The sequence below is a fragment of the Nitrobacter winogradskyi genome, from assembly GCF_006539545.1.
In the GTDB taxonomy this organism is placed as follows: domain Bacteria; phylum Pseudomonadota; class Alphaproteobacteria; order Rhizobiales; family Xanthobacteraceae; genus Nitrobacter; species Nitrobacter winogradskyi_A.
The window spans coordinates 1-14,686 of record NZ_BJNF01000016.1 but is presented as its reverse complement, the minus strand read 5'-3'; the positions used below and the strand labels follow the sequence as shown (position 1 = coordinate 14,686).

General features: G+C 60.3%; 11 protein-coding genes and 1 pseudogene. 8 read left to right on the top strand and 4 right to left on the bottom strand.

All coding sequences use genetic code 11. The annotated features are described in order from the left end of the window. Nucleotides 1–2 precede the first annotated feature (2 nt). Entirely contained in the window at nt 3–815 is an 813-nt protein-coding gene (locus tag NWI01_RS03030; protein WP_244613622.1) for an ImuA family protein, read from the bottom strand. 167 nt (nt 816–982) lie between these two features. Between NWI01_RS03030 and NWI01_RS03025 the strand changes: the two genes are divergently transcribed. From NWI01_RS03025 to NWI01_RS19510, 5 genes and pseudogenes are all read left to right on the top strand, one after another. Further along, nucleotides 983–2,227 carry a putative DNA modification/repair radical SAM protein gene (locus NWI01_RS03025; RefSeq protein WP_141382471.1) on the top strand — a complete coding sequence of 415 codons (1,245 nt, stop codon included), beginning with the start codon at nt 983–985 and terminating at the stop codon, nt 2,225–2,227. Continuing rightward, complete coding sequence (locus tag NWI01_RS03020; RefSeq protein ID WP_141382470.1) at nt 2,224–3,666, top strand: UdgX family uracil-DNA binding protein; 1,443 nt, start codon at nt 2,224–2,226, stop codon at nt 3,664–3,666. Before NWI01_RS03025 ends, NWI01_RS03020 begins: the two co-directional genes overlap by 4 nt. Before the next feature lie 682 nt (nt 3,667–4,348). After that, nucleotides 4,349–5,029, top strand: a complete 681-nt coding sequence (locus NWI01_RS03015; RefSeq protein ID WP_141382469.1) for a formyltransferase family protein — start codon at nt 4,349–4,351, stop codon at nt 5,027–5,029. After that, nucleotides 5,016–5,330 carry an ankyrin repeat domain-containing protein gene (locus NWI01_RS03010; RefSeq protein WP_141382468.1) on the top strand — a complete coding sequence of 105 codons (315 nt, stop codon included), beginning with the start codon at nt 5,016–5,018 and terminating at the stop codon, nt 5,328–5,330. The genes NWI01_RS03015 and NWI01_RS03010 overlap by 14 nt, the downstream gene beginning before the upstream one ends. A gap of 162 nt (nt 5,331–5,492) precedes the next feature. Then, nucleotides 5,493–5,690, top strand: a pseudogene (locus NWI01_RS19510) (integrase core domain-containing protein); the annotation flags it as partial. 42 nt (nt 5,691–5,732) lie between these two features. Here NWI01_RS19510 and NWI01_RS03000 read toward each other — a convergent pair. Both NWI01_RS03000 and hpnO read right to left on the bottom strand, forming a co-directional pair. Next, entirely contained in the window at nt 5,733–6,902 is a 1,170-nt protein-coding gene (locus NWI01_RS03000; protein ID WP_141382467.1) for a M20 aminoacylase family protein, read from the bottom strand. Nucleotides 6,903–6,977: 75 nt separating this feature from the next. Continuing rightward, the gene (gene hpnO, locus NWI01_RS02995) at nt 6,978–8,369 is read right to left on the bottom strand and encodes an aminobacteriohopanetriol synthase HpnO (RefSeq protein ID WP_141382466.1); all 1,392 of its coding nucleotides are present in this window, start codon (nt 8,367–8,369) and stop codon (nt 6,978–6,980) included. Between the two features lie 193 nt (nt 8,370–8,562). On the opposite strand from hpnO, the gene NWI01_RS02990 reads away from it, so the two are divergent. Further along, entirely contained in the window at nt 8,563–9,126 is a 564-nt protein-coding gene (locus NWI01_RS02990; RefSeq protein WP_244613626.1) for a DUF2147 domain-containing protein, read from the top strand. Here the strand turns inward: NWI01_RS02990 and hpnN are convergent. Next, a complete protein-coding gene (hpnN, locus tag NWI01_RS02985; protein WP_141382464.1) occupies nt 9,094–11,682 on the bottom strand; it encodes a hopanoid transporter HpnN in 2,589 nt (862 codons plus the stop codon). The two genes, NWI01_RS02990 and hpnN, sit on opposite strands and share 33 nt — an antisense overlap. Nucleotides 11,683–12,245: 563 nt before the next feature. Between hpnN and ispH the strand changes: the two genes are divergently transcribed. Both ispH and hpnH read left to right on the top strand, forming a co-directional pair. Further along, the gene (ispH, locus tag NWI01_RS02980; protein WP_141382586.1) at nt 12,246–13,172 is read left to right on the top strand and encodes a 4-hydroxy-3-methylbut-2-enyl diphosphate reductase; all 927 of its coding nucleotides are present in this window, start codon (nt 12,246–12,248) and stop codon (nt 13,170–13,172) included. 46 nt (nt 13,173–13,218) lie between these two features. Then, nucleotides 13,219–14,388, top strand: a complete 1,170-nt coding sequence (gene hpnH, locus NWI01_RS02975) for an adenosyl-hopene transferase HpnH (RefSeq protein WP_141382463.1) — start codon at nt 13,219–13,221, stop codon at nt 14,386–14,388. Nucleotides 14,389–14,686 lie beyond the last annotated feature (298 nt).

Genomic DNA, 14,686 nt, shown 5'->3' with positions numbered 1-14,686 from the left:
CATTATCCCGCTCGCCTGAGCGGAACGACTCGCGCCGGATGCGGTCGGCCGGCAGGCGCGGCAGCCACAGGCTGAGGATGCGCCTGCGGGCCGAAGCCGGAGACGTCGCGGAAAAGGCACTCATCACATTTCCATTCCATGATCCACTGACCGGTCTGGCCATGACGATTACGCACAAGCCGGGTTTCGAAGACGGGCGCGCCCCATGCCTGCCAGGCCGCGCACGGCCGGCTTGCCGCCGGGCGCACGATCCACCGTGTCTCCGCCGTCGAAGGCAGCGGCGTCGCCGCCACCCGCAGCAGCAACCCGGTGACGCCGGAATGACGCGCGGCCAGCGTCAGCCTGCGGCTGGCGACGAGATCGAACCGACGCGTCTCGCCCCATATCTCCATCACCACGGCGCCGAGCGCATCGCAGGCCAGCGCGTCGGATACCGTCCGCAGCGCGCTCTCCGCATCGGGTACGTGGACCATCACCAGAAGACGCGGATCAAGACCGAGTTCGCGCCATCCGCACATCGACAACGCGCCGGATTCGCATGCGGCAAAATCCTGCCGCACCCAAAGCAGCGGCCGGCTCGCACATATCCGCCGCGCAAGACCCGCGATGAACCCGCTCGCCGCCGCGCTGTGCCGTCCTTCCGCGAACACCTCGTGCACGGCGCCGCGCGAGAGCCCGCCCTGCAACACCGCATCCATCTCCGCGTGGTCGAGCGCCGCCCTGCCTGACATTGCACCGCCATGACAGGTCTCGATCCGCGCGATGCGGTCACGCAGGCGCGCAAGCTTTCCCGCACTGCTTCCGGTTCCAGGCATGATCAAAAATCCGTCCGTGACATCAGAACCCGTGACAAGCTTTAATGTTCACTATATGTTCTAGTTAATGTCGGCCATGGCCAAGAGTCAACCGGGACTTTCCGGCGACGCTTTCGCCCGAGATCACCAACCTCGTTTTTGGTTGTGATGCCAAAGGATCGGAAAGCATGAACCTGCAACGCAAGCTGGAAATCCTGGCTGACGCCGCCAAATACGATGCTTCCTGCGCCTCCAGCGGCACGGAGCTGCGGGACAGCCGCGACGGCAAAGGTCTCGGCTCGACCGCTCCCGGCATGGGCATCTGCCATTCCTATGCGCCGGACGGGCGCTGCATTTCGCTGCTGAAGGTGCTGCTGACCAACGCCTGCAACTACGACTGCCTCTATTGCGTCAACCGTGCGTCATCGAACGTGCCGCGCGCCCGCTTCACCATCGACGAAGTGGTCAGGCTGACCATCGACTTCTATCGCCGCAATTATATCGAAGGACTGTTTCTCTCTTCCGGCATCATCCGCAGCGCGGACTACACCATGGAGCAGGTGGTCGCTGTCGCGCGTAAACTACGCGAGGAGCATCGCTTTCGCGGCTATATCCATCTCAAGACCATTCCCGAGGCGAATGATGACTTGATCACGGAGGCCGGCAAATATGCCGATCGCCTCTCCATCAACATCGAGATGCCGGAGGAGGACAGCCTCGCGAAGCTCGCGCCCGAGAAGGATGTGCGCGCCATCCGCCGCACCATGGGACGGTTGCGGCTGAAGCTGGATGAAGCGAAGGAGGCAAAGAAGGCCGACGCCACAGCGCGCGTGAGAGCGCCACGCTTCGCGCCGGCCGGCCAGACGACGCAGATGATCGTCGGCGCCGATGCCGCATCGGATCAAACGATTTTGAGTACAAGCGCCAACCTCTATGGCTCCTATAGCCTCAAGCGCGTCTATTACTCCGCCTTCAGCCCTATCCCCGATGCAAGCCGCGCCCTGCCCCTGAGCGCTCCGCCTCTCATGCGCGAGCATCGGCTGTATCAGGCCGATTGGCTGATGCGTTTCTATGGCTTTGACATCAGCGAGATCGTCGATGCCACGAACCCGATGCTGCCGCTCGATATCGATCCGAAACTCGCCTGGGCGCTGCGCCACCGCGATCGCTTTCCGCTCGACATCAACCGCGCCAGCCGGGAGGAGCTGTTACGGGTGCCGGGTTTTGGAGCCAAAGCCGTGGAGCGCATTCTCTCCGCGCGACGTTACACCTCGATCCGCGCAGCGGACCTTTCGCGCCTGCACGTCCCCCGAAACAAGGCATTGCCCTTCATCGTTCTTGCCGATCATCGGCCGTCGCCGAAGGTGCTGGAGAGCATGACGCTGGCGAAGCAGTTGAAGCCGAAAGCCATGCAACTAGGGTTCGGATTTTGACCCGCCACATCATCCTCGACAGCGAAACCGATTTCGACGGTTGGCGCCGCGCCGCCCGTGCGCTCGCGCTCAACAATGTCGCCCCACACGATGTAGTCTGGCGCACGTCCGGCAACGAGCCGGACCTGTTCACACCCGCCGCCGCGGTTCTGCCCGACGGACCGCTTGTCAGCACCTTTAATGTACCGGCGCAGTTCATCGAACTCTCGCAGGCGTCGATCCTGCATCGCGATCCCCAGCGGTTTGCCCTGCTCTATCGCCTGCTGTGGCGACTACGGATGAATCACGATCTGCTCGATATCGCCACCGACCAGGATGTCATCAGAATAAGAGACATGGTCAGGGCGGTCCGTCGCGACGAACACAAGATGCACGCCTTCGTGCGGTTTCGCGAGATCGGCCGTGAACGGGACACCCATTTCATCGCTTGGTTCGAGCCCGAGCATCACATCGTCGAACTCGCCGCTCCATTTTTCATGCGGCGTTTCGCGGACATGAACTGGTCGATTCTGACGCCGGATATCTGTGCGCACTGGAACGATGACCGGCTGTCGTTCACGCCGGGCGTCAGCCGCGACGAGGCGCCGACCGAAGACCGGCTCGAAAAAGTCTGGCGCAGCTATTACGCCAGCATCTTCAATCCGGCCCGCCTCAAGGTGAAGGCGATGCAGACCGAAATGCCGAAGAAATATTGGCCGAACCTGCCCGAGGCTTCGTTGGTTAAATCCCTGATCGCGAACGCAGGCCGCGTCTCGAGCGAGATGATCGCGGCCGAGGCCACCGCGCCCAGGAAGCCGCAGCAGCGGGAGCAGCCGATGGCACGCCAGCCATCAGCCCATGACAGCCTCTCAAGCCTCCGCGAAAAGGCCGCCGACTGCCGTGCCTGCCCCCTCTGGAAGGATGCGACGCAGACCGTGTTCGGCGAGGGACCGGCGCACGCACAGGTCATGCTGGTGGGCGAGCAGCCCGGCGACAAGGAAGACCTCGCGGGAAAGCCGTTCGTCGGCCCGGCGGGACAGATGCTTGACCGCGCACTCAAGGAAGCCGGAATCGACCGCACGAAAGTTTACGTCACCAATGCGGTGAAGCACTTCAAGTTCGTGCCGCGCGGCAAGATCAGGCTGCACCAGAAGCCGAACACGGCGGAAATCAGGGCGTGCCGCCCATGGTATGAGCGCGAACTGGCGGTGGTCAATCCGGCGCTGGTGGTGGCGATGGGCTCAACCGCCGCGCAAAGCGTGTTCGGAAAGATCACACCGATTAATAAATCACGCGGACGGCTGATCGACATGAAGGACGGGCGCAAGGCGCTGGTGACGGTGCATCCGTCCTATCTGCTGCGGCTGCCGGACGAGGACGCCAGAGCCCGCGAATATGAGCGCTTCGTCGACGATCTGAAAATCGCCGCGACACAAATGCAACGCGACCGGGCGGCGTGAAAGACAGGGCCTCATCACCAGCGACACCACGGATCAAGGATCCGCCAGAGCATCGCCGCTTCTGATGGAATCAGAAGCGAGACTTGAGTTTGTTATTTTGACGCGTTTTCTTGACGCGAACAGGTCATCCACTTTACTCGAAAACGCTATCAGCGCCTGTCTCAAATGTGTTGAATCAGACTCGTCGTTTATCTTTTTATTTGAACATGATCTTTTCCGAGAATCGGTTTCCACCTCGCGCTGGCGCTGCCGTGAAGTAACTGGCCCATAATGCCTCCCGAAATGTGGGATCAGTTTCGCTGATTCCCCCACACTCCGGGGACTGAACACCTTCGTGAAGGTGTTGGGTGCGGCGATTCGCGGAATCCTTCAGGCAACGTTCTATGCTGCACCGCATCATTTCGACCTGCCAATACTGGCAGGGTGAAGATCATCCCGCCCAGGGTCGTGTACGGCGGCCAGAAGTCTTTACGGCTTCTTCGGCGAACATTCAAAATCTGTTCCATAATTGAAAATTATGCGACTGAACTGCGCAGCTCCGCTCAGACCATTGTAACAACGAATGAGAAGGCAACCACCTTGACCAAAACCTGAAACCCAAACCATACATGAAGGCGGGTCATTTCTCGGCGAAAACCCTGGGTCAGATCTCAGCAGAAATCAACAGACCGACCGGATATCGATGATGAAAATCTGTCTGCTCTCGTACGATACGCCACACCTGAAAACCGCCCAAGTGCTGATAGGCCTTCATAACAGAGCGTTCCGTAGTGTCGACCTGCTTCTGATGCCGTTCACGCCCCGACCGGAGCGGTCGGTGGCATTTCGGCATAGGCCCTTCCAGTTCGAAGGTCCCGATCCTCGCTCCCTCGCAGCCTTCAGCGGCGGCCGTGTGCTGGATTATGCGAATTGGCGCGGCATCCTCACTGACTACGATTGGTTCATCGTCTGCGGCTCCAACCTGATAGAGGCCGACTTCGCCAATTCGGGGCGCATCCTCAACGTGCACGCGGGTCTCATCCCCTCCGTCCGGGGGCTGGACTCGTTCAAGTGGGCGATCCTCAATGGCAACCCCCTCGGCAACACTCTACACCGGATCGACGACCAAGCCGACGCGGGAGAGATCGTCTTCCAGTTACCTACACCGATCTTTCCCGAGGACGATCTCCAGACTCTCGCCCAAAGGCATTACGAAAACGAGATCTGGATGTTAACCCATTTCGATCTCCTGCTTCAAAAGCCTTCTATTCTCGATCTTCCCCAACTTCCTGCTACGAAGCGTATGCCTCTGGAAACGGAAGCGGAGATGCTGCGGACTTTCGATACCTACAAAGACCGGCACGCGTCTCGTGTCGTCCACTAGTTCGCGCACGCCATTGATGGAAGCCTGCTGGCGGGGTGACATTGCCGAAGTCGAGCGGCTCATTCGCGAAGGGGCCGACGTCAACGCCGGAAACTCGAATGGCACGACGCCCTTGATGTACGCGAAGACCCATGCCTTCAGCACGGGGGAAACGCGTTTGATCCGGCTTCTCCTCGCTTCCGGCGCCGATCCCTCCCGCCGCGACAAGGCGGGCAAGACGGCTGCGGACTACACGCGCGAAAGGTGCCGGCTCGTTCTCCAGCTTCTGAGAAATGAGCCGTCTCAAGCCGATAGTGTCTAGATGCCGCAATAGGCCGGCGCTCCTCGCATATGCAACGGCTTGAAGGTGAAAGACGGTAAAACCTCGTAGCCATCACAGCGGAGAGATGTCATCTGCGGTTTGGTACGCTCAGCGTTCACGATCCTTCTCGGTCCTGATGCAATCGCGCCGACGATCGGATGTCCCTGGACCAATGGCCAGTTGAGCGAATGAACCGCACCCTCAAGGAGACGACTGTCCAGCGCTATCCCTATGAGGATCACCAGCAGCTTTGCGATCACCTCGCTGCGTTCCTCGATGCCTACAACTTCGCCAAGCAATTATTGCCTCACATCATATGAGGCCATCTGCAAAGCTTGGGCGGACAACCCCAGGCGATTTAGATACGATCTACCCCCTCACTTCGGGGCTAAACGCCTCCGCTTATGCCGCCAGCATGGTCTCGACCAGCCTGATCCAGTACGACGAGCCATATGCGATGGCGTCGTCGTTGAAGTTGTAGGCGGGATGATGCAGGCCCGCGCTGTCGCCATTGCCGATGAAGATGAAAGCGCCGGGCCGGGCTTCCAGCATATAGGCGAAATCCTCCCCGCCCATCATCGGCGGCGTCCCGTGAACATTGCCGTCGCCAGCAATCTCTTTCGCGATCCTGATCGCGGTTTCCGTCTGCTCAGGGTGATTCACCGTGACCGGATAACCGCGCTGGAATTTGACATCGATGCGGGCGCCGGTTGTCAGCGCCACGCCGGCGGCGACCTCCCGAATCCGCTTCTCCATCTGGTCGCGCACGTCGGCTTTCAGGGTGCGGACGGTTCCGCGCAACTCGACCGTCTGGGGGATGACGTTGCGGGTACTGCCGGCGCGGAACTCGCATATGGAAATCACAGCCGATTCCAGCGGATCGACATTGCGCGATACGATCGATTGCAGGGCCATGACAAGCTGCGAGCCGGCCAGCACCGGGTCGATACACAGATGCGGACGCGCGGCGTGGCCGCCGTGACCCTCGATCCTGAAATCGACGCTGTCGGTCGCGGCCATGATCGGCCCCGGCCGGATCGCGAAGGCCCCGAGCGGGACGCCGGGGAGGTTATGCATGCCATAGACCTGATCGATCCTGAAACGATCCATCAGCCCGTCCTTGATCATCGCCGCGGCTCCCGCACCGCCCTCTTCCGCCGGCTGAAAGATCACGATCGCCTCGCCGGCGAAATTCCGCGTTTCCGCGAGATAGCGCGCGGCGCCAAGCAACATCGCGGTGTGGCCGTCATGACCGCAGGCATGCATCCTGCCGGCCGCCGCCGAGGCGTAAGGCAGGTTGGTTTCCTCCTGGATCGGCAGCGCGTCCATGTCGGCGCGCAGACCGATCACCTTGATCTCCCCGCCGGCCGGGCGTCTGCCCTTGATGACGCCGACGACGCCGGTCCTGCCTAGACCGGTTACGATCTCGTCACAGCCGAACTCCCGCAAGCGGTCGGCCACAAACGCGGCGGTGCGGGGAACGTCGTAGAGCAACTCCGGGTGGGCGTGGATATCCCTGCGCCAGCCGGCGATATCGGATTGCAGATCGGCAACGCGGTTGACGACAGGCATCTTTGAGTTTCCGGGCCGGGTTGCAAGGATCTCCCGGCGCATTTGATTGCACCCGTTCAGCAGACGATAACGGCGTCACGCCGACTTGCGGACGGCATTATCCATCAGGGTCTTGCCGAGCGACCAGATCGCACCTGGAACCTGATGGCTTGCGGCAATGACGCTGTCAAACGAGGTTTCGATCCACTTGCAGTCTTCATCATTGATGACGAGCGGCGGCAGCAGCTTGATCGTATGGCTGCCGTGACCGGCGACCTGGGTGAGGATCTTGTGATCCTTGAACAACGGAACGGTGATAAGCTGGCAGAACAGACCCTTGTTGGCGGTTTCCAGCAGATTCCAGGACGCTCTCAGGCGCAGCGATTTCGGCGGCCCGAACTCGACGCCGATCATCAGGCCCTTGCCGCGCACCTCCTTCAGAAGTTCATAGCCGGGGACCATGCGGTTGAGCGCCAGTTGCAACTCCGCGCCGCGCCGCGCCGCGTTCTCGATCAGATTCTCGGCTTTCAGCACTTCAAGCGTGGCAATGCCGGCCGCCATCGCGAGATCGTTTTTGGCGAATGTCGAACCGTGCACGACGGCACGATCCATCCGGTTGAATACTTTATCAAAGATGTGCTTGCGGGTCAGCACCACGCCGATCGGCACATGACCGCCGGACAACGCCTTGGCCAGCAACACCATGTCCGGCTCGACGTTCCAGTGCTCGACGGCCAGAAATCGTCCGGTCCGGCCGACGCCGGTTTGAATTTCATCCGCCACGAACAGCGTGCCATATTTGCGACACAACGCGGCGGCTCCCGGCAGGAACTCATCGGTGGGCATATTGACGCCCTTGCCCTGGATCGGCTCGACGATGAGGGCGGCGATCTGACGCGACGACAGCGCCTGCTCCAGCGCGGCGAGATCGTTGAAGGGGATCACCTTGCAATCCGGCAGCAGGGGGTCGAATCCACCGCGGAAATTCTTGTCGTCCGTCAGCGAGAGCGCACCGTAGGTCAGGCCATGGTAACCGTGATCGCAATACACGATACCGGTCCGCCCGGTGGCGACGCGCGCGAATTTGATGGCGGCCTCGACGCTTTCCGCTCCGGAATTCGCAAAAAACACCTTGTCGAGATAAGGAATATGATCGAGCAGCCGCTCGGCCAGAACGCCGGCCAGCGTGGAGACATCCATCTGCACGAGATTGGGAAGGTCACTGTCGAGGATGCTTTTCAGGGCATGCCGCAACACCGGATGGTTCCGGCCGATCGCAAAAACGCCAAACCCGCTCAGTAGATCAAGATAACGCGCGCCATCGCGATCGACCAGATACTGACCCTGCCCGCTTTGGAAACCAACGTCATAGCCGATGGTCTTCAGAACCCTGACAAGCTGTTCATTGAGATGGCGGACGTGCATCGCGCTGCGTTGCGACTGCCGCTCCACAAACATCTCGGAAACGTCTAGATTTGGATATAGCATTCGCTACATAGTTCGGTTGATGGCCGCTTCGTCAACTGAAAAACGTGAATACGGCATTCGACTTTGTCACTGATCCCCAATCCTCTATCCTCAGCACAGGCTTGAAAATATGCTCCAGCGCTCGAGACATCCCATGCGTATTTTAGATTATTGCAGGACTTCCGCCGTGACTTCCCTTGTCGCAGCAACCGTGATGACGGTGAGTTCCGGTGTCGCCGGAGCGGCTGATCCCACCGGTGACTGGCGCGTTGCCGAGGGAGTCGCCAACATTCGCGTCGCCGAATGTAACGGCTCGATGTGGGGCGTGGTCGCGTGGGAGAAAAAGCCTGGCGGCGTCGATCAGAACAATCCGGACGCCGCCAAAAGGAGCCGGCCGACGCTGGGAATGCCGATCCTTCTGGATATGAAAAAGAAGGCCGACAAGGATGCGTGGGAGGGCCAGGTCTACAACGCAAAGGACGGCAAGACATACGAGTCGACGATCAAGCTTGCATCGCCCGATCAACTCGAGATCGAAGGTTGCGTCCTCGGCTTTCTTTGCGGCGGCGAGACGTGGACCCGCGTCGGCCCACCGATTTCGAGCAGTGCGTCCAACGGCCCTGGCGCGACTGCCTCAAAGACAGGCACAGCCAAGACCGCTCAATCGAAGCCACACAAAACCTCTTCCAAGAACAAGGCAGCAACCACCGGCACGGCATCGGATGATCCTGTCGGCGACATCTGCCTACTTCCCGACATCGCGGGGGCGACCCATTAACGCGGGCTGAAACAGAAGCACCGCGGCAAGTGTGGTGATAAGCGACAACGCCAGCAGCTTACCCATGCTTGCCGTGCCCGGATGACTCGACAACCACAGGCTCCCGAAAGCGGTCGCGGTTGTCAGAGCGCTGAAGAAGATCGCCCGTGTCAGGCTTGATTGCAGCAGGTTCGTTCTGCCGGATCGCCAGGCCGTGACATAATAGATCTTGAACGCCACGCCGACGCCGAGCAGCAAGGGCAGCGCCACGATGTTGGCGAAGTTGAGCGGGAGTCCGATCAACACGCAGATCTCCAGCGTGACGGCTCCAGCCACCAGCAGCGGCACCAGCGTCAGCAGCACATCGGTAATCCGGCGCAGCGCCAGCCAGAGCAGGATGCTGATGGAGACCAGAGCCCATAGCCCAGCCTCGATGAACGCCTTGACGATGGTGTCGCCGGACTTGAGGATCGATACCGGCCCGCCGATCGCGTTGGGCGCGGCGGCAAGCACGGCGCTGGCAAATTTTCGCAGCGTTTCATTGTCGTCCGGATCCCCGCGCGGCAACACTTCGACGCGGGTAATGCCGTCCTCGGTCTTCCAGAGATTCATGAAATCCGGCGGCAGGGATTCAAGCGTGACAGGTTCCGCCTTCAGCAGATTGCGAAGCTGATCGAACATGATCTTAAGCGGCTCGACGAACGCGGCTTGCGCCTTCTCGCGCGTGGCCTGGTTCGAATCGGCCAACCGGGTCAGATCGTCAGCCAGCCGTTTCGCGGCCGTAGCCCCCGCCCCCTGATGAGTACCGGCCGCCTTCCGCAAGCTATCGGCGGTGGCCTTCAGCGCGTCGGTATTCTCCTTGTCCGAGGGTGGCGGATCGATCGAATCCGGATTGAGCGCGGGATCAAGAATTTTGGCGCCTCGCGCGATCAGCTTGAGCTTCGCAGGCTGGTCATCTGGCACAAAGCTATCGAGCGACCGTGTGCTTGCGACTTCAGGCACCTCGGCGAGCCGGGCCTCGACCTGCCTCGCCTCCTGCTCGGACTTGACCATCACGTTGATGGCGTTCGCGCCTGTATCGGGATCTCTTCGCAAATCCAGATACGTCGCGATCGACTCGACCTTTGCACTCCTGAGGTGGATCGGATTGAAATCGAACCGCAGGAAGTAAAGCGCAGGCGCGCCGAGAATGACGACCGCAATCGTGCCGCCGACGATCGCCACGCGATGGTCTTCGAGAAAACGATCGAGCGGAGCCAGAAACGCGTAGCCGACCGGCTCTTTCTCGCCCGGCGGATTCAGAATGCGCAGCAAGGCCGGAAGAACGGTGATGCTTGCGAAAAACGCGATCATCATGCCCACGCCGGCGATCTTGCCGAGTTCCGAAACACCCTTGTAATCCGTCGGCAGGAACGACAGGAAGCCCGCCGCTGTCGCCAGCGCCGCCAGCGATAGCGGGACCGAGGAACGCTTCGCCGCCACCACCAGCGCCCTTTCCAGATCGTCGGACTTGAAACGCTCGGAACGGTAGCGGACGCTGTACTGGATGCCGAAATCAACGCCGAGGCCGACAAACAGCACGGCAAAGGCGATCGACAGCAGCGTGAGCGATGTCACCATCATAAGGCCGACCGCCGTCGTGATCGCCAATCCGATGAACAGCGTTGCGGACACCGCGAGGATGATTTTCGGCGAGCGCAACGCCAGCCAGAGGATCACCAGCACGATCAGCACCGTCCCCACGCCGTTGACGATCGCCCCCTCCTGCACGGTGGCGAATTCCTCGTTGGCGATCGGAACCGGGCCGGTCAGCCGGACGCGCGCCCCGAACTTGCCGGCAATATCCAGATCGGAGGCGGTGTTGCGGATCGCATCGGTAGCATCCTTGCCCGGCTCCAGCGCGTTGAAATCGAGGTATGGCTTGATCTGGATCAGCGAGCGGCGATCGGAATCCGGCAGCGGCTTGTCGCTCGCAAGCTGACGCCAGGAGAAGGTGGCGCTTCCCTTGGTCAGCACGTCCTCGACGCTCTCGGCGATCCGCGAGAACGGCCTCGCCGTGCTGTCGAGTTCGAACTGACCCCGCTTCAAGCCGACCAGTGCCGTTTCGAGAGCGGCGGTCAGCCCGCGCAAGCTTGGATCGCCGGCCATGATCTCGACCAGCGGCGCGGCCTCGCCGAACTGGCCGGTCAGCTGCTTGACCTCCTCCGTGGGGAGGAACAACAGGCCGTTGCGCTCGAAAAACGACCCTCCGCCCAGCAGCTGAACCGATTCAAAATGGCGATGGTTCTCGGCGAGTTTCGCGGCCAGCATGGCGCCAGCGGCGCTGGCAAACTCCGCCGTGGGAGCCTCCACGACCGCAAGGATCAGCCTTTCCCGATCGAACGCCTTCTCGAACGCGATGTCGCGCTGCCGCCAATCCAGGTCAGGTGATATTAACCTATTGATATCCGTATTTATTTCGAAATTCTTCACGGAATAGAAGACGGCGCCGGCGGCCAGGACGGTCGCAATCAATGCAGTAGCCCAGGCAAATCGCGTGCAAGCCTTAACGATTGAAACAACAGTACTTGTCAGCACATTCTTTCTTTCTGCTACCGTATACGGATACGCACCATCAGCGGTTTTTCCGCCTGATCTGAGCCTTATCGCTTGTGACTGAATCAGAAGCGAAACTCCAGATCGTTGTTTTGACGCGTTTTCTTCACGCGAAGCGTTACCTGCTTCGCTTGGAAAACGCTGTAATGAACTTTTTATGCTATTTCAGAGACATGGATAAGGTGCGTAACACCCGCGGAAGGGTTTGGTTCGGGAGATTGCCGATGGTTCAAGCGCCTTGATATAGTCGACTCCACGAACGGCAAGTGACGAATGAGTGAGGCCATTCAGGCAGGTTAACCCTATATCATAATACCGGGGATTTTGTTCCGGGATCGGCCGCAGGCTGGGAGTCTGCGGCATCGGGGCGTTTTGTTCTGCCGCAAATGCCATATATGTCATAGCTTTGAAACCCGGAAATGGCGGCTCGCAGATTATACGTCTGTGACATTTCTTGAAGGCGCGCGCGATTTTGAGAAGACTACCCGGTTCTATATGGAGTTACAGCATAATGCATAAGGTGCAAATTGACTGATCCTCGTCCGATTGAAGTTCTGCTGGCACAGCCGCGCGGATTCTGCGCAGGCGTTGTCCGCGCGATCGAGACTGTCGAACGCGCGCTGGAGAAGTACGGTCCCCCAGTGTATGTCCGCCACGAGATCGTACACAACAAATACGTCGTCGAAAGCCTGAAAAACAAAGGGGCGATTTTCGTCGAGGATCTGTCGGAGGTCCCGCCGGAGGCGGTGACCGTATTCAGTGCGCACGGCGTGGCGCAAAGCGTGGAAGAAGAGGCCGCCGCCCGCGGTCTTCCCGTGCTCAACGCCACCTGCCCGCTCGTCACCAAGGTTCACAACCAGGGCAAACGCTACACGTCCAAGGGTCGGACCCTGATCCTGATCGGCCATGCCGGCCATCCCGAGGTCGAGGGAACCATGGGACAGGTTCCGGGCCCCGTCCTGCTTGTTCAGAATGTCGACGACGTCGCGGCCCTGACGCTGCCTGCCGATACGCCTGTGGCCTATATCACGCAGACGACGCTGAGCGTCGACGACACCAAGGATATCATCCTCGCCCTCCAGCAGCGTTTTACTGATATTCAAGGTCCCGACACGCGGGATATCTGCTATGCAACGCAGAATCGCCAATCCGCGGTAAGAGACCTGAGCAAGCTGGTGGACGTCATTCTGGTGGTCGGCGCAGCCAATAGTTCCAATTCAAACCGGCTGCGGGAAATTGGCACCGAGGTCGGCGTCGCCAGTTATCTCATCGCGGACGGCAGCGAACTCAACGCTAAGTGGCTGGAAGGGGCGAAAGCGGTGGGCGTTACGGCGGGCGCTTCGGCTCCGGAAGTCCTGGTCGACGACGTCATCGCGGCCTTGAAGCGCATCAGGCCGGTCGCTGTCTCGGTCCTGCCGGGACGCGAAGAGAACATTGAATTCCGGCTTCCCTCTGAACTCACCTCAGCTTGATCCCCTTCAGATTTTCAGCTGTTAACTCCCGAAAGAACACTCGATTATGGCAATACCGTTTTTCAAAGAACTGAAGATCAGCGGGTATCTGATCAAGCAGAAGCTGATGGGCCGCAAGCGCTATCCGCTTGTGCTGATGCTGGAGCCCCTCTTCCGCTGCAATCTCGGCTGCGCCGGATGCGGCAAGATCGACTACCCCGATGCGATCCTGAACCGTCGCATGAGCGCTCAGGAATGCTGGGACGCCGCCGAGGAATGCGGGGCGCCGATGGTCGCCATTCCGGGCGGCGAACCGCTGATCCACAAGGAGATCGGCGAGATCGTGCGCGGACTGGTCGCGCGCAAGAAGTTCGTCTCGCTCTGCACTAACGCGCTCCTGCTGGAGAAAAAGCTCGATCTGTTCGAGCCCTCGCCCTATCTGTTTTTCTCCGTCCATCTCGACGGCCTGCGCGAGCACCACGACAAGTCGGTATGCCAGGAGGGCGTGTTCGATCGCGCGGTCTCCGCCATCAAGGCGGCGAAGGCACGGGGTTTCACCGTCAACGTCAACGCCACCATCTTCGATAACTATCCGGCCGAAGAGATCGCAAAGTTCCTCGACTTCACGACCGAGCTTGGCGTCGGCGTCTCGATGTCGCCGGGTTACGCCTATGAGCGCGCGCCCGATCAGGAGCACTTCCTGAACCGCACCAAGACCAAAAAGCTGTTTCGTGATGTCTTCGCGCTCGGCAAGGGAAAAAAGTGGAGTTTCATGCACTCCAGCCTGTTCCTCGACTTCCTCGCCGGCAATCAGGAATATCATTGCACGCCATGGGGAATGCCGGCGCGCAACATTTTCGGTTGGCAGAAGCCCTGCTACCTGCTCGGCGAAGGCTATACCAAAACCTTCAAGGAACTCATGGAGACCACCGATTGGGACTCCTACGGGACCGGCAAGTATGAAAAGTGCGCCAATTGCATGGCGCACTGCGGATACGAGCCGACCGCCGCCACCGCCGCTTTGAACAATCCGCTCAAGACCATGTGGGTGGCATTGCGCGGGGTCCGGACCAGGGGTCCGATGGCGCCCGAGATCGATCTCGGCACGCAGCGTCCCGCGCAATACATCTTCGCCGAACAGGTTCAGAAGAAGCTGTCGGAAATCCGCAAGGATGAAGCTGCCGCCGCCGCTGCCAAACAGGCGGCAAAGGAGCAGAAGGCCTCTACCGCAGCGTGACACCTTCCGAGACAGGCCGCAGCCCGGCAGGCTCACAGCAGTAACGCCGCTGTGAGCTTTCCGGAGTTCGCCGGTCTGGTCTCAACCGAGCAAGCAGAGAGCCTCGCTTCTGACGGAAACAGTAGCGGGGCTCTTGGGTTTTGATCTGACGCGTGTTCTTAACATGAGCCCGTATCCCCGACCCTCGGGTCAGGTTGCGAAGTCGCGGTTTCCCTGGAAGCCACATGCGGCCGCAAAATGCGTCAGCGAGTTCGCCAACACGGGAATACGCTTCAACCTATAGCGTTTTCGAGCGAAG